This is a genomic window from Arthrobacter tecti (genome assembly GCF_054511355.1).
This window is the reverse complement of the sequence record NZ_JBTNCT010000011.1, coordinates 34,959-52,351: the sequence shown is the minus strand read 5'-3', so window position 1 is coordinate 52,351 and position 17,393 is coordinate 34,959. Positions and strand designations below refer to the sequence as shown.

Below are 17,393 nucleotides of genomic sequence, written 5' to 3'. Positions count from 1 at the left end.
ATGGCAATCCGTAAATACAAGCCGACAACCCCGGGCCGTCGCGGCTCGAGCGTTGCCGACTTTGCAGAAATCACACGGTCGACGCCGGAGAAATCCCTGGTGCGTCCGCTCCCCAAAAAGGGCGGCCGTAACAACACCGGCAAGATCACCACCCGCCATAAGGGTGGTGGACACAAGCGTCAGTACCGTCTTATCGACTTCCGTCGCCATGACAAGGACGGCGTCAACGCCCGCGTCGCAGAGATCGAATATGATCCCAACCGCACCGCGCGCATTGCACTCCTGCACTACGTGGATGGCACGAAGCGCTACATCATCGCGCCGAACAAGCTCAAGCAGGGCGACTTCGTTGAGGCCGGCCCCGCTGCCGACATCAAGCCCGGCAATAACCTGCCGATGCGCAACATCCCCGTTGGTACGGTCATCCACGCTGTGGAACTGCGGCCCGGTGGCGGTGCGAAGATGGCACGCTCCGCTGGTGCTTCGGTCCAGCTGGTCGCCAAGGAGGGCCGCTTCGCGCAGCTTCGCCTGCCGTCCGGTGAAATCCGCAACGTCGATGTGCGCTGCCGCGCCACCATCGGCGAAGTCGGCAATGCCGAGCAGTCGAACATCAACTGGGGCAAGGCAGGCCGCATGCGCTGGAAGGGCGTTCGCCCGACCGTCCGCGGTGTTGCGATGAACCCTGTTGATCACCCGCACGGTGGTGGTGAAGGGAAGACCTCCGGTGGTCGTCACCCGGTCAACCCGAACGGTAAGGCCGAGGGCCGTACCCGCCGCCCCAACAAAGAAAGCGACTCGCTCATTGTGCGTCGCCGTCGTTCCGGCAAGAACAAGCGATAGGAGCCTGGAAACATGCCACGCAGCCTGAAGAAAGGCCCCTTCGTCGATCAGCACTTGTTCGTGAAGGTGGACCGAGAGAACGAGAAGGGCACCAAGAACGTCATCAAGACCTGGTCCCGCCGTTCGATGATCATCCCCGACATGCTCGGCCACACGATCGCCGTGCACGACGGGCGCAAGCACATTCCGGTGTTTGTCACCGAGTCGATGGTCGGGCACAAGCTCGGCGAATTCGCTCCCACGCGGACATTCCGCGGCCATGTGAAGGACGACCGCAAGGGCAAGCGCCGCTAAGGCGCCTGTTCCTACGGCTAAGACGAGAGAAGGAAAGCAATGGAAGCCAAGGCTATTGCGCGTCATCTGCGCGTAACGCCTATGAAGGCCCGGCGCGTCGTCAACCTTGTTCGTGGTAAGCAAGCGAATGAGGCTCTGGCAATCCTGAAGTTTGCCCCCCAGGCAGCTTCGGAGCCGGTATTCAAGGTAGTTCAGTCGGCAGTTGCCAACGCACGCGTCCTGGCGGACCGTGACGGCGTTGCATTCGACGAAGGCGACCTCATCATCAGCGAAGCATACGTCGATGAAGGCCCCACGATGAAGCGGTTCCAGCCGCGAGCCCAGGGCCGCGCGTTCCGCATCAACAAGCGGACCAGCCACGTCACAGTTGTTGTCGCTACCCCTGAGAAAGTGGAGGACCGCTAAGTGGGACAGAAAGTAAACCCGCACGGGTTCCGACTCGGCATCACCACTGACCACAGGTCACACTGGTTTGCTGACAGCAACAAGCCTGGCCAGCGCTACAAGGACTTCGTTCGCGAGGACATCAAGATCCGTCAGCTGATGTCGACTGGCATGGACCGCGCCGGCATCGCCAAGGTTGAGATTGAGCGCACCCGTGACCGCGTTCGTGTGGATATCCACACGGCCCGTCCCGGGATCGTCATCGGCCGCCGCGGCGCCGAGGCGGACCGCATCCGTGGCGAGCTCGAGAAGTTGACCGGTAAGCAGGTGCAGCTGAACATCCTCGAGGTGAAGAACCCCGAGGTCGAGGCGCAGCTGGTAGCGCAGGGAATCGCTGAGCAGCTTTCTTCCCGCGTGGCATTCCGCCGTGCAATGAAGAAGGCCATGCAGTCGGCGCAGCGCGCAGGTGCCAAGGGCATCCGTGTACAGTGCTCCGGCCGCCTCGGCGGCGCGGAGATGAGCCGTTCGGAGTTCTACCGCGAAGGCCGTGTGCCCCTGCACACCCTGCGCGCGAACATCGACTACGGCTTCTTCGAGGCCAAGACCACCTTCGGCCGTATCGGCGTGAAGGTCTGGATCTACAAGGGCGATGTCACCGCCAAGGAACTCGCTGCCCAGGCAGCTGCTGCGCCGTCGCGTGGACGTGGCGGAGACCGCCCCGGCCGCGGCCCGGCCGGCGCCGACCGTGGTGACCGCCGTCGTCGTAGTGCCGATCGCGGCAACTCCGGCCAGGGTGAGGCTAACGCCGCTCCCGCCGAGTCCGCACCGGCTGAGTCCGCTGCTGCAGCGGAAGGAGGACAGGCTTAAATGCTTATCCCACGTCGAGTAAAGTTCCGTAAGCAGCACCACCCGGGTCGCTCGGGCGCTGCTACCGGCGGCACGCAGGTCAGTTTCGGCGAGTGGGGTATCCAGGCTCTGAGCCCGGCATACGTCACGAACCGCCAGATTGAATCAGCGCGTATCGCAATGACCCGCCACATCAAGCGTGGCGGCAAGGTCTGGATCAACATCTACCCGGACCGTCCGTTGACCAAGAAGCCTGCCGAAACCCGTATGGGTTCCGGTAAGGGTTCCCCTGAGTGGTGGGTGGCCAACGTCAAGCCCGGCCGTGTTCTTTTCGAACTTTCCGGTGTCAATGAAGAGGTAGCTCGCGAGGCACTGCGCCTGGCGATCCACAAGCTGCCGTTGAAGGCACGTATCGTGCGTCGTGAGGGTGGTGAATAGTCATGGCACTCGGTTCAAAGGAACTGGCAACCGACCAGCTGGATGGGTTCGATAGGGACCGTCTGGTGGAAGAACTTGCCAAGGCTAAGGAAGAGCTGTTCAACCTGCGCTTCCAGTCGGCCACCGGTCAGCTTGAGAATCACGGACGCCTGCGCGCTGTGAAGCGGGACATCGCCCGCATCTACACCGTGCTGCGTGAGCGCGAACTGGGAATTCGGCCTGACGTCGTTGTCCCGGTAGAAGAAGCAAAGACCGAAAAGGCCGGCAAGAAATCCAAGAAGGCCTCCACGAAGGACGAAAAGTCCGTGGAAACACAGGCTTCTGAGGAGGATGCCAAATGAGTGAAGAGAAGAACGGTACCGTCGCGGCTGCGACCCGCGGTTACCGCAAGACCCGGCGCGGCTACGTCGTCTCCGACAAGATGGAGAAGACCATCGTTGTCGAGGTTGAAGACCGCGTGAAGCACGCCCTGTATGGCAAGGTCCTCCGTCGTACCTCGAAGGTTAAGGTGCACGATGAGCAGAACACCGCCGGCATCGGCGACATGGTTCTGATCAGTGAAACCCGCCCCCTGTCCGCCACCAAGCGGTGGCGTCTGGTGGAGATTCTCGAGAAGGCCAAGTAAAGGCTCATCAGTTCAGCGTGGCGGCCCCCCGTTTCTTCGGAAGCGGGGGGCCGCTGCGTATCGTGCGAACGGTGCCCTCCGTCTGCTGGTGAAGATGGGCCCGCGAAACGTGTTAGGATATTGAGTTTGTATGGCGCCGTCTGTGCTCAGTTCATGTGCACGGCATGATGCGCCGTCATGAAAACCTCGTAAACAATCGTGCTCCGGCATAGTACTTCCCTGCGCTCTGTGTGTCCTGGGAAGTAAATGTTTTGGGCACGGGCGTTTAGGCCTTCACTGGCAAAATCCAGGTAGGCCCAGAGACACCCCGATCAATCGTTCCGCAAGGCTCATTCCGTACGCAGTATTTCGGCCTGAGAACCAGCGCGACGCAAGGAGTAGATAGTGATTCAGCAGGAGTCGCGACTGAAGGTCGCCGACAACACGGGTGCTAAGGAAATTCTTACCATTCGTGTTCTCGGCGGATCCGGCCGTCGCTACGCAGGTATTGGTGACGTCATCGTCGCCACCGTAAAGGACGCAATCCCTGGCGGGAACGTCAAGAAGGGCGATGTGGTCAAGGCCGTCATCGTCCGCACCAAGAAGGAACGCCGCCGCGCGGATGGTTCCTACATCAAGTTCGACGAGAACGCAGCCGTAATCCTCAAGGGCGACGGCGACCCTCGCGGAACCCGTATCTTCGGCCCAGTCGGTCGCGAACTTCGCGACAAGCGCTTCATGAAGATCATCTCACTGGCCCCGGAGGTGCTGTAGTCATGGCTCAGACCCGATCGAAGTTGAAGATCAAGAAGGGCGATCTGGTTCAGGTCATCACCGGTTCCAAGCAGGACCGCGGCGGAGACCGCGGCAAGCAGGGCAAGGTTCTCAAGGTGTTCCCCGAGAGTAACCGCGTGCTGGTTGAGGGAATCAATCGGATCACGAAGCACACCAAGGTCGGACAGTCGCAGCGCGGCACCAAGACCGGTGGCATCGAGACTGTTGAAGCCTCCATCCACATCAGCAATGTTGCAGTCGTAGACCCGGAGACCAAGAAGCCCACCCGCGTCGGCTACCGCACCGAAACAGTGGAGCGGGATGGTCGTGAGCGCACGGTCCGTATCCGCGTCGCCAAGGCATCAGGGAAGGATCTCTAATGACTACTGAAGCCGTAGAAACCAAGACCGCCCCGCGCCTGAAGACCCGCTACGCGTCCGAGATCAAGTCGACGCTGCTTGAAGAGTTCAGCTACAGCAACGTCAACCAGGTTCCCCGGCTCGTCAAGGTCGTCGTGAACATGGGCGTCGGAGATGCTGCAAAGGACTCCAAGCTCATCGACGGTGCGGTCCGCGACCTCACCCAGATCACCGGTCAGAAGCCGCAGGTCACCAAGGCCCGCAAGTCGATCGCTCAGTTCAAGCTTCGCGAGGGTATGCCGATCGGCGCCCACGCGACCCTGCGCGGAGACCGCATGTGGGAATTCGTTGATCGCCTGGTATCCCTGGCGCTGCCCCGTATCCGCGACTTCCGCGGACTCAACGGCCGCCAGTTCGACGGCAACGGCAACTACACCTTCGGCCTCACGGAGCAGTCCATGTTCCACGAGATCGACCAGGACAAGATCGACCGTGTCCGCGGTATGGACATCACTGTTGTCACCACCGCCAAGACCGACGACGAAGGCCGCGCCCTGCTCAAGGCGCTCGGTTTCCCGTTCAAATCCGAAGACTAATTCAACTACGTTCCAGGTCCGCTCCCGCGGGCGCGTCAGCTCAGCTTGCACGCCACCGGAAACCGGAAACCGTTACGAGGAAGGGCTAGAGCCCAATGACAATGACAGATCCAGTTGCAGACATGCTCACGCGTCTCCGCAACGCCAACTCGGCATACCACGACACCGTGTCCATGCCATACAGCAAGCTGAAGGCACGTGTAGCCGACATCCTGAAGGCCGAAGGCTACATCGCCGGCTGGAAGGAAGAGGAAGCCGAAGTGGGCAAGAAGCTCACTATCGACCTCAAGTTCGGACCAGACCGTCAGCGTTCGATTGCGGGCATCCGGCGCATTTCGAAGCCGGGCCTGCGTGTATACGCAAAGTCCACCAACCTGCCGCACGTACTGGGCGGGCTGGGCATTGCCATCCTGTCCACGTCCTCCGGTCTTCTTACCGACCGTCAGGCAGCCAAGAAGGGTGTAGGTGGGGAAGTCCTCGCCTACGTCTGGTAGCGGGAAAGGGAAAGAGAAAAATGTCACGTATTGGACGTCTCCCCATCACCGTGCCTGCGGGCGTCGAGGTAAAGGTTGACGGCAGCCTCGTCTCAGTCAAGGGATCCAAGGGCGAACTGAGCCACACTGTGGCCAGCCCCATCCAGGTATCGCTTGATGAGAGCACGATCACCGTCTCCCGCCCGAATGACGAGCGCGAATCGCGGTCGCTGCACGGCCTGACCCGCACCCTGATCTCCAACATGATCATGGGTGTGACTGAGGGTTACAAGAAGAACCTCGAGATTGTCGGCACCGGTTACCGCGTGCAGGCGAAGGGTTCAGACCTGGAGTTCGCACTGGGCTACAGCCACCCCGTGGCTGTCAAGGCACCCGAGGGCATCACGCTCACCGTGGAAGGCCCCACCAAGCTCTCCGTCTCCGGCATCAACAAGCAGCAGGTCGGCGAAGTCGCTGCTAATATCCGCAAGCTGCGGCGCCCGGATCCCTATAAGGGTAAGGGCATCCGTTACGCCGGCGAGGTTATCCGCCGCAAGGTCGGAAAGGCTGGTAAGTAACCATGGCACTGAGCATCAACAAGAAGCGCAGCTCAAAGAGCAAGTCCGCACAGCGCGGACGCCGGCACCTTCGGGTCCGCAAGCGCATCACCGGTACCGCTGTTCGTCCGCGTCTGGTCGTCAACCGTTCCGCACGGCACGTATTCGTGCAGGTTGTGGACGACACGAAGGGCGTCACCGTTGCATCGGCATCGACCCTCGAGGCCGACCTTCGGGCGTTCGAAGGGGACAAGACCGCCAAAGCCAAGCGCGTTGGCGAACTGGTCGCTGAGCGGGCGAAGGCAGCCGGTATCGAGGCAGTCGTTTTCGACCGTGGTGGCAACAAGTACCACGGCCGGATTGCCGCAATCGCAGACGGCGCACGCGAAGGTGGGCTGGCACTGTGACCGAGCAAAACAACGCAAAGGAAGCTTCATTGAATACAGCAAAGGCTGACCAGCCTGCGACTGTTGCTCCCGCAGCCGAGTCCACTGAGACTGCGTCCAACACCGACGACCGCCGCGGCGGCCGTCGGGGTGAGCGCGGTGGCCGTGACGGTGGCCGTGGAGGTCGTGACGGTGGCCGTGGAGGCCGCGACGGCGGCCGGGGCGACGACAAGGACAAGTTCGTAGAACGGGTCGTGTCGATCAACCGTGTGGCCAAGGTCGTCAAGGGCGGCCGACGTTTCAGCTTCACCGCTCTCGTTGTTGTCGGTGACGGCAACGGGATGGTCGGCGTGGGCTACGGGAAGGCCAAGGAAGTACCTTCGGCTATCTCCAAGGCAGTCGAGGAAGCCAAGAAGTCCTTCTTCAAGGTTCCGCGCATCGGCGGCACCGTGCCACACCTGGTACAGGGTGAGGCCGCTGCCGGCGTCGTCCTCCTTCGCCCCGCGTCTCCCGGTACCGGCGTTATTGCCGGTGGTCCGGTGCGCGCGGTGCTTGAGTGCGTGGGTATCCACGACGTCCTGTCGAAGTCGCTGGGATCCTCCAACGCCATCAACATTGTTCACGCAACCGTTGACGCGCTGAAGCGGCTCGAAGAGCCCCAGGCTGTGGCTGCACGCCGCGGACTCCCGCTGGACGAGGTTGCCTCCACATCGATGCTGCGCGCTATGCAGGATCAGAAGGCAGGTGCGTAATGGCAACTCCGAAGCGTCTGGTTGCCAGCTCCGCAAAGCTGGAAATCACACAGATCAAGTCCGTCATCGGCGGTAAGCAGAACCAGCGGGACACCCTTCGCTCACTCGGCCTGAAGCGGATCGGACACACCGTTGTCCGCGATGCTGACGCCGTGACGGTCGGCATGGTCAACACGGTTCCGCACCTCGTGAAGGTTGAGGAGGCCAAATAATGGCAGAGAAGAAGACGGTGGAGGAATCCACCGAAAAGAAGCCGGCGCGCAAGAAGCCGGCCGCCAAGGCGGCGGCGACGCAGGAGAGCACCGAAAGTGCACCCCGCGTGCACTCGCTGAAGGTTCACCACCTTCGTCCCGCCCCGGGAGCAAAGACTGCCAGGACCCGCGTTGGTCGTGGTGAAGGCTCGAAGGGTAAGACCGCGGGTCGCGGTACCAAGGGCACCAAGGCGCGGTATCAGGTCAAGGCAGGCTTTGCCGGTGGCCAGCTTCCGCTGCACATGCGCCTGCCGAAGCTGCGCGGCTTCAAGAACCCGTTCCGTGTTGAATACCAGGTAGTCAACCTGGAGCGTCTGAACGAGCTCTACCCTGAAGGCGGAGAGGTGTCCGTGGACAGCCTGATCGCCAAGGGCGCAGTTCGCAAGAACCAGCTCGTGAAGGTTCTCGGAACCGGCGATCTTTCGGTCAAGGTGGACGTCAAGGTACATGCCGTATCGTCCAGCGCTGCCGAGAAGATCACCGCCGCCGGCGGCACGGTCTCCGCGCTCTAGTTTTCAGCCGTTGCTCCTCTGCCGCAGCCGGCAACTGCGCTGCGGTGGGGGAAGCCGACTGTGATCTAGCTCATGAAGCAACTAGACTCTTGGTGGGCCGGGATCTCCGGTCCACCAAGAGTTTGTTTCGTTTAACCGGCTTATCAAGGCCCCAGGTTCTTTTGTGCCTGGTTCCAACCGTTAGACTCGGTTGGTGTGAATTGCCCGTGAAGGGCCACTATGACTCAATCAGGAGGACGCTTGCTTAGCGCTATTGGCCGGGCTTTCCGGACGCCAGACTTGCGGCGCAAGCTGTTGTTCACGCTGGGGATCATCACCATCTTCCGCCTGGGGGCCTTTATCCCAGCACCTGGTGTCGATTACGGCAATGTTCAACAGTGCTTGTCGCTCGGCAATACAGAGGGCGGCCTCTACCAGTTCGTCAACCTCTTCAGCGGCGGCGCCCTGCTGCAGGTTTCAGTTTTCGCCCTCGGGATCATGCCGTATATCACGGCCAGCATTATCACGCAGTTGCTGCGCGTGGTCATTCCCCGCTTCCAGGAACTTCACCAGGAGGGCGCGCAGGGCCAGGCGAAGCTGACCCAGTACACCCGGTACCTTACGATCGCCCTCGGCCTTCTGAACGCTACGACGCTGGTGTCGCTTGCGCGTTCGGGAGCGCTGCTTGGCAATTGCCCTGTGCCGATCATTCCGGATGACAGCCTCATGACGATCATCCTGTTGATCATCACGCTGACCGCAGGTACCGGCCTCATCATGTGGATGGGCGAGCTGATCACCGAGAGGGGGGTCGGTAACGGCATGTCCCTGCTCATCTTCACGGCTATCGCCGCGGGCTTCCCGACGTCCTTGGGTGAGATTCTTCGCACCCAGGGCTGGAACGTGTTCCTTGGAGTGCTGGCTATCGGCATCCTTGTGGTCATGCTTGTGATCTTCGTGGAGCAGTCGCAACGGCGTATCCCGGTCCAGTATGCAAAGCGCATGGTCGGCCGCAGGACACTGGGCGGCAGCAGCACCTACATTCCGATTAAGGTGAACATGGCTGGCGTCATTCCGGTGATCTTCGCTTCGTCGATGTTGTATCTGCCCTCGCTCATCGCCCAGTTCAACACACCGACGGACGGAGAAACTCCGCCTCCTGAGTGGGTCAATTGGATCACCACGTACCTGACAACCGGCGACCACCCGCTGTACATGGCTCTCTATTTCGGCATGATCGTGTTCTTCACGTACTTCTACGTGGCGATCACCTTCAACCCGGAGGAAGTCTCCGAGAACATGAAGAAGTACGGCGGTTTCATCCCGGGCATCCGCGCGGGCCGGCCAACCGCCGAGTATCTGCAGTATGTGCTCTCCCGCATCACTTTGCCGGGCGCGCTCTATCTTGGTTTTGTGGCGCTCATTCCGCTGATCGCTCTGGTCGCCATCAACGCGAACCAGAACTTCCCGTTCGGCGGTACCTCCATCCTCATCATGGTGGGCGTAGGTCTTGAGACGGTGAAGCAGATCGATGCGCAGCTTCAGCAGCGCCATTACGAAGGGCTATTGCGATGACACGGATGCTCATTATCGGACCCCCTGGCTCTGGCAAGGGCACGCAGGCCTCCCGTATCTCGGAACGCCTCGGCGTGGTTGCTATCTCCACTGGTGACATCTTCCGCGAGAACGTCAAGAACGAAACACCACTGGGCGTTGAAGCCAAGAAGTACATGGACGCCGGTGACTTCGTTCCGGACAGTGTCACCAACAGCATGGTCCGCGCCCGCCTCACCGAAGACGACGTTCAGGACGGCTTCCTGCTCGACGGCTACCCCCGAACGGCTGCCCAGGTAACCGAGCTGGATGACATCCTGCAGGAGAATGACTTGACTCTGGATGTCGTACTGCAGCTCACGGCGGATGACGAGGAACTGGTTCGCCGCCTCCTTGGCCGTGCACGCCTGGACGGACGCACGGATGATAACGAGGTTGTCATCCGGCACCGGCTGGACCTCTACCACGAGCAAACCGAGGTGGTCGTCTCCCAGTACGAGGCACGCGGCATCGTGACGCGCGTGGACGGCATCGGTGCTATCGATGAAGTGACCGAGCGCGTCATGTCCGCGCTGAAGGTGACGCAGTAGCCGATGTTCCGTCAGCAGCGGGTTGAGTACAAGACCACCGAACAGATTCGGACCATGCGGGAAGCAGGCCTGATTCTCTCCAGTACATTGGACCAAACAGTTGCAGCGGCACGGGTAGGTGTGTCTACCCGCGAACTGGATACAGTGTTCGCCGGGGTTCTGGCGGAAGCCGGAGCCACCTCGAACTTCCTCGGCTACCACGGATTCCCAAACAGTATCTGCGCTTCCGTGAATCATGAGGTTGTGCACGGGATTCCAGGAGACTATGTGCTCCAGGACGGTGACATCATCTCGATCGACGGTGGCGCTGTGGTCCGCGGCTGGCACTCGGACTCAGCCCGCACTGTCATTGTGGGTACGCCGCGTCCTGAAGACCAGCGGCTGTCCACTGTGACCGAGAATGCGATGTGGCGTGGAATTGCCGCATTGGCCACCGGTAAGTACGTCGGTGATATCGGGTGCGCCGTCGATGATTACGTCTCCGCGGTGGAGGGCCCGCCACTTGGGATCCTGCAGGACTACGTGGGACATGGCATCGGTACGCAGATGCACCAGTCGCCGGATGTCCTGAATTACCGCACCAGTCACCGTGGCCCCAGAATCAAAACCGGCCTTTGTCTCGCGATCGAGCCGATGCTTGTTCAAGGTCGCCTGGAAACCGCTGTGCTGGGCGATGATTGGACAGTTGTCACGGTAGACGGCAAGCGTGCCTCCCAGTGGGAGCACACAGTCGCTGTGCACGACGGCGGGATCTGGGTTCTGAGCGCAGCAGACGGCGGCGCTGCGCGGCTGGCTGAGCTGGGCGTCGACGTCGCGCCTCTCGATTGACCGTCTGATCACTCGACGCTCGTCTTATCCAGTTGGCGGACGGGGCCGCGAGCAGTCGGGGACCGGACGATTTAACTTTGCGCGTCAGGTAGCGTAAAGTTGTCTGTTGGTTGTCTCTGCTTCTGCGCCCTTTTGCGTGCCATCACTTCGGACTGAATGTTCCAGTTGAATCTGCTGCGTTCACCGAAGCGTCGCGAGTCAGGTGTCTGCGGTGTTCCAGTTGAATCTGCTGCGTTCACCGAAGCGTCGCGAGTCAGGTGTCTGCGGATCCGACAATCAAAACCCCAAAGCCGTCCACTGCGCGAGCCGTGGACACCGAAGTTAGCGGAGGATATGGCCAAGAAAGACGGTGTCATTGAGATTGAAGGCACTGTGAACGAGGCTCTGCCCAACGCGATGTTCCGCGTTGAGCTGGCCAACGGACACATTGTCCTCGCCCACATCTCGGGAAAGATGCGTCAGCACTACATCCGAATCCTCCCCGAGGACCGGGTGGTAGTGGAGCTTAGTCCTTACGACCTCACCAGGGGTCGTATCGTCTACCGCTACAAGTAGACGTTTGTTTCAGGTCTTGGTGTCAAACCGGCACTAAGACAAAGCACAAACTGCAAGAACGCAAAGGAAAACCATGAAGGTCCAGCCGAGCGTGAAGCGGATTTGCGACAAGTGCCAGGTGGTTCGCCGCAAGGGCAACGTACTCGTAATCTGCGAAAACCCGCGCCACAAGCAGCGCCAGGGCTGAATCCTCCTTTGAGGGTCACCCACGCGTAGCAACACTTAGATAAAGCAGGGCAAGGTTCAGCACGGGACATAGTCCAGTTTGAACCCACACCCCCGGCACGGAGGCCGGGGACCGGAGCTTTCCGGAACGCCCTGCATCAGACCTCCGGTAATCCAAAGGAGAACCGCCACTATGGCACGTCTCGCAGGCGTAGACATTCCCCGCGAAAAGCGGGTAGTCATTGCGCTTACCTATATCTACGGCGTGGGCAAGACCCGTGCAGACCAGACGCTTGCTGAAACGGGTATCAACCCGGAAACGCGCGTCAAGGATCTCAGCGACGCTGAGCTTGTTCAGCTCCGCGACTACATCGAAGGCAACTACAAGGTCGAGGGTGATCTCCGCCGTGAAGTGGCCGCAGATATCCGCCGCAAGGTGGAGATCGGCAGCTACGAAGGCATCCGGCACCGCCGCGGCCTTCCCGTGCGTGGACAGCGCACCAAGACCAATGCGCGCACCCGCAAGGGACCGAAGCGCACCGTCGCAGGCAAGAAGAAGGCCGGCCGCTGATCCAGCGGCAGTCTTAGCCCCCTCAACTAAACCTTCGTAGGAGAAGTAATGCCCCCCAAGACTCGTGGAGCGGTTCGTAAGCCGCGTCGCAAGGACAAGAAGAATATCGCCTTTGGACAGGCGCATATCAAGAGCACCTTCAACAACACCATCGTCTCCATCACGGACCCCAGCGGAGCAGTAATCTCCTGGGCATCCGCCGGAGAGGTCGGATTCAAGGGCTCACGCAAGTCAACCCCGTATGCCGCGCAGACTGCTGCGGAAGCCGCTGCGAAGCGGGCACAGGAGCACGGCGTGCGCAAGGTCGATGTATTTGTGAAGGGCCCGGGCTCCGGACGCGAGACTGCGATCCGTTCACTTCAGGCCGCAGGCCTCGAGGTCGGCTCCATTCAGGACGTGACTCCGAGCGCCCACAACGGTTGCCGCCCCCCGAAGCGTCGCCGCGTCTAATAGGCTTCGCGGCTCCAGGTTGTTCCCCTCACGGGTGGCAGCCTGGAGCCGACTGTCGTTAGCTACTGAGCGCAGCTCGCTAGCTGTCCCTTTCCACCATTTGTGTTGCGTCATATAGCGGATGCTCCCTGAAAGGAAATGTAAGTGCTCATTGCACAGCGCCCCACCCTGACTGAAGAAGTAGTCGCTGACAACCGCTCGCGGTTCGTCATCGAACCGCTGGAGCCCGGTTTCGGCTACACCCTCGGCAACTCGCTGCGTCGCACGCTGCTGTCATCCATTCCCGGCGCTGCTGTCACCAGCATCCGGATTGACGGCGTCCTGCATGAATTCACCACTGTTCCCGGTGTGAAGGAAGATGTCACCGAGATCATCCTGAACATCAAGAACCTCGCGGTTTCCTCCGAGCATGACGAGCCCGTGGTTGCCTACCTGCGCAAGCAGGGACCCGGCGTCGTCACGGCAGCTGACATTGCCCCGCCTGCCGGTGTGGAGTTCCACAACCCGGACCTGCACATCGCCACCCTGAACTCGAAGGGGAAGTTCGAACTCGAACTGACCATCGAGCGTGGCCGCGGGTACGTTTCTGCCTCCCAGAACAAGTCCGGTGACTCCGAGATCGGACGCATCCCCGTTGACTCGATCTACTCGCCGGTCCTGAAGGTCACGTTCCGCGTGGAAGCCACTCGTGTTGAGCAGCGCACCGACTTCGACCGCTTGATTGTCGACGTCGAGACCAAGGACGCGATCGCCCCCCGCGATGCCGTTGCTTCGGCGGGCACCACCCTGGTTGAGCTCTTCGGCCTGGCCCGCGAGCTGAACACGGCTGCTGAAGGCATCGAGATCGGTCCGTCGCCGAGCGACGCCGCCCTTGCTGCCGACATGGCGCTTCCGATCGAGGATCTAGAACTCACCGTTCGTTCCTACAACTGCCTCAAGCGTGAGGGCATCCACACCGTGGGTGAACTCGTAGCCCGCTCAGAGGCAGACCTGATGGACATCCGTAACTTCGGTGCGAAGTCCATCGATGAGGTCAAGGCGAAGCTCGTTGAGCTGGGTCTGTCCCTGAAGGATTCCCCTCCAGGATTCGACCTTGCTGCCCGCGCAGCCGCGATCGAAGAGGACGACGCCGCCTACGGCGACGACGAACTCTAAACGTCAGAAAACCTGGTGCCGCGTTGGATGCGGCCTCGGGCACACTCATGAGGAGATAACACATCATGCCCACACCCACAAAGGGCCCACGCCTCGGTGGCGGTCCGGCGCACGAGCGCCTGATGCTTGCCAACCTGGCCGCCTCGCTGTTCGAGCACAAGCGCATCACCACCACGGTGACCAAGGCCAAGCGGCTTCGTCCGTACGCCGAGCGCCTGATCACCTTCGCCAAGCGCGGTGACCTGGCCTCGCGCCGTCGTGTTCTTGCTGTCATCAGCAACAAGGGCGTCGTTCACGAGCTGTTCACGGACATCGCTCCCGCTGTAGCAACCCGCAATGGCGGCTACACCCGCATCACCAAGATCGGCAACCGCAAGGGCGACAATGCCCCGATGGCCGTCATTGAGCTGGTGCTGGAAACTGTTTCACCGAAGCAGGCTGTAGTCGGCGAAGCCGAGCGCGCTGCCGGTAACGCCGCCGCTCGTGACGCTGCCGCTGCTGCCCCGGTGGCTTCTGCAGAGTCTGCAGATTCACCGGACTCAGCAGATTCGCCGGATTCGCCGGACTCGGCTGACTCAGCGCCCTCCGCAGCATCCGCTGAAGAGGTTGCCGCTGAGGACACCACCGTGAACGCAGAGTCCGACAACGCCGAAGAGGTTGTCGTCGTCGAAGAGGGCTCCGTCCCGGAAGCTGACGAGAAGAAGTAGTCGCCAGACCCTTCTTCAGTACCGGTTGATGAACGTACAGATACCCGCCATCCCACCCGTGGATGGCGGGTATCTGCGTATCCGCGTTGATCTCGCCTACGACGGCGGGCCCTTCTCCGGGTGGGCAGTTCAGCCGGGGCTGCCCACAGTCCAGGGAACAGTCCAGGCCGGGCTTGAGATGTTGTTCCGTCGGCCCGTTCGTTCAACGGTAGCGGGCCGCACCGACGCCGGGGTCCACGCTCGCGGGCAGGTCACACACATCGACATCACCCGCCAGGAATGGTCAGGACTGAATCGCGGACGCACCATTGACCCTGCGCTTGCGCTCAAGCGTCGCCTGCAGGCAACCATCAACCGCCATCTTCCCGAGAGCGCCGCAGCTCGCACGGCGTATGCGGGGAACGCGGCTTCCGCCGTCGTCGTGCGGGATGTGAGCCTCGCACCGCCGGGTTTCGACGCGCGGTTCTCCGCGCTGTGGCGCCGCTACAGCTATCGGATCGCGGACCGCTCTGAGCTCCAGGACCCGCTAAACCGTGCGATGGTGCTGTGGCACTCCGAGGACCTCGACGAGCGGCTCCTGAATGAGGGTGCGACGGCGATGCTTGGCTTACAGGATTTTCGCGCCTTCTGTAAGCCGCGGGCTGGGGCTACTACCATCCGTGAGCTGCAGCGCTTCGATTTCGAGCGGGATGCGGACGGCATCCTGATTGCAACGGTGCAGGCTGATGCGTTCTGCCACAACATGGTTCGTGCGCTGATCGGCTCGGCGTTGCGGGTGGGCAGCGGGGAAGAAGCGCCCGAGTGGTTAGGGGAACGGCTGCATGCCCGCCGCAAGGATCCCAGGTCCGTGCTGGCCCCAGCCCATCCACTTGTCCTCGAAGAGGTGCGGTATCCGGATGATGCGGCTATGGCGGAACGTGCCGAACTGACCCGGGCCAGGCGCGAGAACGGCTAGGCCCGCTACGGTTCGATGCCATCCACTACGTTTCGGCAGCATAGCCTCAGGTTCGCCGGTCAGTTCTCCTGGGATCGATGCAAGGGCAGTGTCACGGTGAACGTGGTTCCAGAGCCCGGAACGCTTGTGCAGTGGATGGTCCCGCCGTGACTGTTAACGATCGCCTTGGTGATGGACAGGCCCAGGCCGACGCCGGGGATGGAGGATTCCCGGGCGGCCGCCGTGCGGAAAAACTTGCCGAATATCAGGGAAGTCTCACTGGGTGACATGCCGATCCCGGTGTCCTGTACCTCCAGCAGGGCCGCGTCAGACTGTCGACGCGCACGCACGGTTACGGTGCCGCCGTCGGGCGAGTACTTGATTGCATTGGAAATCAGGTTGTCCAGGACCTGGCGGATCCGCAGCGGGTCGGACGTGGTCCAGAGGATCTCCGGTACGTCGGCCGTGAGTGTGACGCCGGTGTGGGAGGCCTGCGGCCAGGCGGACTCGATGCTGTGCTCCACGATCCCGGTCAGGTCCGTGGGGCGTAGGTGGACGCTTGCTGCGCCGGAGGCTGCAGCGAGCAGGTCGGACACCAGCGCATAAAGCCGCTCAGCGTTCCGGCGGGCTACCGAGAGCTGGTCCGCCACGCCAGGCGGCAGGTCCTGCCCGTCATCCAGGACGAGGTCGAGGTGGCCGAGGATGGAGGTCAGCGGTGTCCACAACTCGTGTGAGACGTTGGAGACGAAGTCCTCCTTCGCGCTCAGTGCCTCGACCATATTGGTGACGTCGTTGGAGACAATCACCGATCCGGCGAAGCGCCCGCCGGAGTCCTTCATGGCGGTAGCCGCAGTGGTGACTGCGCGCTGAGAGTCCTTCGGACCAAGCCACACCAGGTAGTTGGAGAACGTTTCACCTGCAGCCGCGCGCTGGACCGGTTGGCGGTTAGCACTGAGCGGTGTGGACTTGTCCGCGCCGTAGAGGTGGCCGCCGTCGTCGTCGCCTGTCTCGACCAGCAGGTCATAGGACCGCTGCTGCCGGTTGGTCAGTGTGCGCCTGCCCCCTGAATCGAGGGCCACCAGGCCGACGTCGATCGTGTCGAGGATGGTTTCGAGGAGCCGCTCGCGTTCTGTGTTCACATCGCGAAGGTGGTCCACTTCCGCTTCCGTGGCCTTGAGCTTGCTGCGGCTATGGGCCGTGTTCAGGCTGGCAAACCGGATTGAAACGGAGATCGATACCATCATTGCGCCGAACAGGAACGCGGTGAACACCGGACGGCCCGATCCCAGTAACGCCGAAAATCCGAGTATGAGAACCGGGCCAGCAAAGCAAGCAATGAGCCCGAGGAACGGCAGTACCCCGGATGCCGAAATCCAGATAACCGGGAAGACGGCAAGCAGCGCTATCCCGGGTAGCCGTTCGTTTGCTCCGGCATTGGTCAGGCCGATTGCCACGAAGTCCAGCAGCGGGATGACGATGTAGGAGCCCTCGGGCAGTCTTTCCCACGGCGCGAGGAAGCTGACGGCAAGCAACACGACGTGCATCAGGACGCCCGCAATGAACGCAGGGTTGTCGGCCAGGGTTGGCCAGGCGACAAGCGCGGCGATCCCGGCCGCAACAACAAGAGTGGCGAGCGGCAACTCGCACAACCCCACGCGGGCCCGGAGGCTGAGCTTGGAGTAGGAGCGCTTGGCTGCGACGAACAGCACCCGTTCACTCATGGCGCCAACTTTGCACGGGCGCGTAGACCGCTAAGGTAATGCCTCCGAGACCACGACATACCGTTCATTATGTCCCTCCGCCTCTATTGGTGCACCGGGGAAACCAATGTCGATCAGA

Annotated in this window: 27 protein-coding genes; 26 read left to right on the top strand and 1 reads right to left on the bottom strand. The window is 61.6% G+C overall.

Annotated features, from left to right (window positions below; translation table 11 throughout):
• The 26 genes from rplB to ACX80C_RS12665 all read left to right on the top strand — a co-directional run bounded on the left by rplB (window position 1) and on the right by ACX80C_RS12665 (window position 15,575).
• Window positions 1–840, top strand: coding sequence for a 50S ribosomal protein L2 (rplB, locus tag ACX80C_RS12790; protein WP_167994179.1), 840 nt, complete (start codon window positions 1–3; stop codon window positions 838–840).
• Window positions 841–852: 12 nt separating this feature from the next.
• Window positions 853–1,134: a 30S ribosomal protein S19 gene (gene rpsS, locus ACX80C_RS12785; RefSeq protein ID WP_011692805.1), complete on the top strand. Its 282-nt coding sequence runs from the start codon at window positions 853–855 to the stop codon at window positions 1,132–1,134.
• Between the two features lie 39 nt (window positions 1,135–1,173).
• Window positions 1,174–1,539, top strand: coding sequence for a 50S ribosomal protein L22 (gene rplV, locus ACX80C_RS12780; protein ID WP_167994177.1), 366 nt, complete (start codon window positions 1,174–1,176; stop codon window positions 1,537–1,539).
• Window positions 1,540–2,385: a 30S ribosomal protein S3 gene (rpsC, locus tag ACX80C_RS12775; RefSeq protein ID WP_167994175.1), complete on the top strand. Its 846-nt coding sequence runs from the start codon at window positions 1,540–1,542 to the stop codon at window positions 2,383–2,385.
• Window positions 2,386–2,802 carry a 50S ribosomal protein L16 gene (rplP, locus tag ACX80C_RS12770; RefSeq protein ID WP_026545657.1) on the top strand — a complete coding sequence of 139 codons (417 nt, stop codon included), beginning with the start codon at window positions 2,386–2,388 and terminating at the stop codon, window positions 2,800–2,802.
• Window positions 2,803–2,804: 2 nt separating this feature from the next.
• Window positions 2,805–3,143: a 50S ribosomal protein L29 gene (rpmC, locus tag ACX80C_RS12765; RefSeq protein WP_167994173.1), complete on the top strand. Its 339-nt coding sequence runs from the start codon at window positions 2,805–2,807 to the stop codon at window positions 3,141–3,143.
• On the top strand, window positions 3,140–3,427 hold the full coding sequence (rpsQ, locus tag ACX80C_RS12760; protein ID WP_459326843.1) for a 30S ribosomal protein S17: 288 nt from the start codon (window positions 3,140–3,142) through the stop codon (window positions 3,425–3,427). Before rpmC ends, rpsQ begins: the two co-directional genes overlap by 4 nt.
• 384 nt (window positions 3,428–3,811) lie before the next feature.
• Window positions 3,812–4,180, top strand: coding sequence for a 50S ribosomal protein L14 (gene rplN / locus ACX80C_RS12755; protein ID WP_026545654.1), 369 nt, complete (start codon window positions 3,812–3,814; stop codon window positions 4,178–4,180).
• A 2-nt stretch (window positions 4,181–4,182) separates the two neighbouring features.
• Window positions 4,183–4,560 carry a 50S ribosomal protein L24 gene (gene rplX / locus ACX80C_RS12750; protein ID WP_459326842.1) on the top strand — a complete coding sequence of 126 codons (378 nt, stop codon included), beginning with the start codon at window positions 4,183–4,185 and terminating at the stop codon, window positions 4,558–4,560.
• Window positions 4,560–5,135, top strand: coding sequence for a 50S ribosomal protein L5 (gene rplE / locus ACX80C_RS12745; RefSeq protein WP_459326841.1), 576 nt, complete (start codon window positions 4,560–4,562; stop codon window positions 5,133–5,135). The genes rplX and rplE overlap by 1 nt, the downstream gene beginning before the upstream one ends.
• A 95-nt stretch (window positions 5,136–5,230) precedes the next feature.
• Window positions 5,231–5,629 (top strand): 30S ribosomal protein S8, encoded by a 399-nt coding sequence (gene rpsH / locus ACX80C_RS12740; protein ID WP_167994165.1) that lies wholly within the window; start codon window positions 5,231–5,233, stop codon window positions 5,627–5,629.
• A gap of 20 nt (window positions 5,630–5,649) precedes the next feature.
• Window positions 5,650–6,186 (top strand): 50S ribosomal protein L6, encoded by a 537-nt coding sequence (rplF, locus tag ACX80C_RS12735; protein ID WP_459326840.1) that lies wholly within the window; start codon window positions 5,650–5,652, stop codon window positions 6,184–6,186.
• A gap of 2 nt (window positions 6,187–6,188) precedes the next feature.
• Complete coding sequence (gene rplR, locus ACX80C_RS12730; protein ID WP_459326839.1) at window positions 6,189–6,572, top strand: 50S ribosomal protein L18; 384 nt, start codon at window positions 6,189–6,191, stop codon at window positions 6,570–6,572.
• Between the two features lie 29 nt (window positions 6,573–6,601).
• A complete protein-coding gene (rpsE, locus tag ACX80C_RS12725) occupies window positions 6,602–7,303 on the top strand; it encodes a 30S ribosomal protein S5 (protein WP_167994159.1) in 702 nt (233 codons plus the stop codon).
• Window positions 7,303–7,515: a 50S ribosomal protein L30 gene (gene rpmD, locus ACX80C_RS12720; protein ID WP_167994157.1), complete on the top strand. Its 213-nt coding sequence runs from the start codon at window positions 7,303–7,305 to the stop codon at window positions 7,513–7,515. The genes rpsE and rpmD overlap by 1 nt, the downstream gene beginning before the upstream one ends.
• Window positions 7,515–8,066 (top strand): 50S ribosomal protein L15, encoded by a 552-nt coding sequence (rplO, locus tag ACX80C_RS12715; RefSeq protein ID WP_459326838.1) that lies wholly within the window; start codon window positions 7,515–7,517, stop codon window positions 8,064–8,066. Before rpmD ends, rplO begins: the two co-directional genes overlap by 1 nt.
• 240 nt (window positions 8,067–8,306) lie before the next feature.
• The gene (secY, locus tag ACX80C_RS12710; protein WP_459326837.1) at window positions 8,307–9,620 is read left to right on the top strand and encodes a preprotein translocase subunit SecY; all 1,314 of its coding nucleotides are present in this window, start codon (window positions 8,307–8,309) and stop codon (window positions 9,618–9,620) included.
• The gene (locus ACX80C_RS12705; RefSeq protein ID WP_459326836.1) at window positions 9,617–10,189 is read left to right on the top strand and encodes an adenylate kinase; all 573 of its coding nucleotides are present in this window, start codon (window positions 9,617–9,619) and stop codon (window positions 10,187–10,189) included. The genes secY and ACX80C_RS12705 overlap by 4 nt, the downstream gene beginning before the upstream one ends.
• A gap of 3 nt (window positions 10,190–10,192) precedes the next feature.
• Entirely contained in the window at window positions 10,193–11,017 is an 825-nt protein-coding gene (gene map, locus ACX80C_RS12700; protein ID WP_459326835.1) for a type I methionyl aminopeptidase, read from the top strand.
• Window positions 11,018–11,350: 333 nt separating this feature from the next.
• Window positions 11,351–11,572, top strand: a complete 222-nt coding sequence (gene infA / locus ACX80C_RS12695; RefSeq protein ID WP_019481515.1) for a translation initiation factor IF-1 — start codon at window positions 11,351–11,353, stop codon at window positions 11,570–11,572.
• Between the two features lie 73 nt (window positions 11,573–11,645).
• On the top strand, window positions 11,646–11,759 hold the full coding sequence (gene rpmJ / locus ACX80C_RS12690) for a 50S ribosomal protein L36 (protein ID WP_024475611.1): 114 nt from the start codon (window positions 11,646–11,648) through the stop codon (window positions 11,757–11,759).
• 171 nt (window positions 11,760–11,930) lie between these two features.
• Window positions 11,931–12,308 (top strand): 30S ribosomal protein S13, encoded by a 378-nt coding sequence (gene rpsM, locus ACX80C_RS12685; RefSeq protein ID WP_056544063.1) that lies wholly within the window; start codon window positions 11,931–11,933, stop codon window positions 12,306–12,308.
• A 48-nt stretch (window positions 12,309–12,356) separates the two neighbouring features.
• A complete protein-coding gene (rpsK, locus tag ACX80C_RS12680; RefSeq protein WP_026545640.1) occupies window positions 12,357–12,758 on the top strand; it encodes a 30S ribosomal protein S11 in 402 nt (133 codons plus the stop codon).
• A 144-nt stretch (window positions 12,759–12,902) separates the two neighbouring features.
• Window positions 12,903–13,913 (top strand): DNA-directed RNA polymerase subunit alpha, encoded by a 1,011-nt coding sequence (locus tag ACX80C_RS12675; protein ID WP_026545639.1) that lies wholly within the window; start codon window positions 12,903–12,905, stop codon window positions 13,911–13,913.
• 65 nt (window positions 13,914–13,978) lie between these two features.
• Window positions 13,979–14,620 (top strand): 50S ribosomal protein L17, encoded by a 642-nt coding sequence (gene rplQ, locus ACX80C_RS12670; RefSeq protein ID WP_459326834.1) that lies wholly within the window; start codon window positions 13,979–13,981, stop codon window positions 14,618–14,620.
• 28 nt (window positions 14,621–14,648) lie between these two features.
• Entirely contained in the window at window positions 14,649–15,575 is a 927-nt protein-coding gene (locus ACX80C_RS12665) for a tRNA pseudouridine synthase A (protein ID WP_459326833.1), read from the top strand.
• A 59-nt stretch (window positions 15,576–15,634) separates the two neighbouring features.
• On the opposite strand, the gene ACX80C_RS12660 is transcribed toward ACX80C_RS12665, so the two are convergent.
• Window positions 15,635–17,275 carry a sensor histidine kinase gene (locus ACX80C_RS12660; RefSeq protein WP_459326832.1) on the bottom strand — a complete coding sequence of 547 codons (1,641 nt, stop codon included), beginning with the start codon at window positions 17,273–17,275 and terminating at the stop codon, window positions 15,635–15,637.
• Window positions 17,276–17,393: the final 118 nt, after the last annotated feature.

What these genes read in the sequence shown, in the direction of transcription:
- ACX80C_RS12665 (WP_459326833.1), top strand. Translation starts at nt 14,649, where the DNA reads ATGAACGTACAGATACCCGCCATCCCACCCGTGGATGGCGGGTATCTG.
- ACX80C_RS12705 (WP_459326836.1), top strand. Translation starts at nt 9,617, where the DNA reads ATGACACGGATGCTCATTATCGGACCCCCTGGCTCTGGCAAGGGCACG.
- rplB (WP_167994179.1), top strand. Translation starts at nt 1, where the DNA reads ATGGCAATCCGTAAATACAAGCCGACAACCCCGGGCCGTCGCGGCTCG.
- rplF (WP_459326840.1), top strand. Translation starts at nt 5,650, where the DNA reads ATGTCACGTATTGGACGTCTCCCCATCACCGTGCCTGCGGGCGTCGAG.
- rplE (WP_459326841.1), top strand. Translation starts at nt 4,560, where the DNA reads ATGACTACTGAAGCCGTAGAAACCAAGACCGCCCCGCGCCTGAAGACC.
- rplX (WP_459326842.1), top strand. Translation starts at nt 4,183, where the DNA reads ATGGCTCAGACCCGATCGAAGTTGAAGATCAAGAAGGGCGATCTGGTT.
- rpmD (WP_167994157.1), top strand. Translation starts at nt 7,303, where the DNA reads ATGGCAACTCCGAAGCGTCTGGTTGCCAGCTCCGCAAAGCTGGAAATC.
- rplO (WP_459326838.1), top strand. Translation starts at nt 7,515, where the DNA reads ATGGCAGAGAAGAAGACGGTGGAGGAATCCACCGAAAAGAAGCCGGCG.
- infA (WP_019481515.1), top strand. Translation starts at nt 11,351, where the DNA reads ATGGCCAAGAAAGACGGTGTCATTGAGATTGAAGGCACTGTGAACGAG.
- map (WP_459326835.1), top strand. Translation starts at nt 10,193, where the DNA reads ATGTTCCGTCAGCAGCGGGTTGAGTACAAGACCACCGAACAGATTCGG.
- rpsK (WP_026545640.1), top strand. Translation starts at nt 12,357, where the DNA reads ATGCCCCCCAAGACTCGTGGAGCGGTTCGTAAGCCGCGTCGCAAGGAC.
- rplV (WP_167994177.1), top strand. Translation starts at nt 1,174, where the DNA reads ATGGAAGCCAAGGCTATTGCGCGTCATCTGCGCGTAACGCCTATGAAG.
- rplR (WP_459326839.1), top strand. Translation starts at nt 6,189, where the DNA reads ATGGCACTGAGCATCAACAAGAAGCGCAGCTCAAAGAGCAAGTCCGCA.
- ACX80C_RS12660 (WP_459326832.1), bottom strand. Translation starts at nt 17,275, where the DNA reads ATGAGTGAACGGGTGCTGTTCGTCGCAGCCAAGCGCTCCTACTCCAAG.
- rpsH (WP_167994165.1), top strand. Translation starts at nt 5,231, where the DNA reads ATGACAATGACAGATCCAGTTGCAGACATGCTCACGCGTCTCCGCAAC.
- rplQ (WP_459326834.1), top strand. Translation starts at nt 13,979, where the DNA reads ATGCCCACACCCACAAAGGGCCCACGCCTCGGTGGCGGTCCGGCGCAC.
- rpmC (WP_167994173.1), top strand. Translation starts at nt 2,805, where the DNA reads ATGGCACTCGGTTCAAAGGAACTGGCAACCGACCAGCTGGATGGGTTC.
- rpsM (WP_056544063.1), top strand. Translation starts at nt 11,931, where the DNA reads ATGGCACGTCTCGCAGGCGTAGACATTCCCCGCGAAAAGCGGGTAGTC.
- rpsQ (WP_459326843.1), top strand. Translation starts at nt 3,140, where the DNA reads ATGAGTGAAGAGAAGAACGGTACCGTCGCGGCTGCGACCCGCGGTTAC.
- rplP (WP_026545657.1), top strand. Translation starts at nt 2,386, where the DNA reads ATGCTTATCCCACGTCGAGTAAAGTTCCGTAAGCAGCACCACCCGGGT.
- rpmJ (WP_024475611.1), top strand. Translation starts at nt 11,646, where the DNA reads ATGAAGGTCCAGCCGAGCGTGAAGCGGATTTGCGACAAGTGCCAGGTG.
- rpsS (WP_011692805.1), top strand. Translation starts at nt 853, where the DNA reads ATGCCACGCAGCCTGAAGAAAGGCCCCTTCGTCGATCAGCACTTGTTC.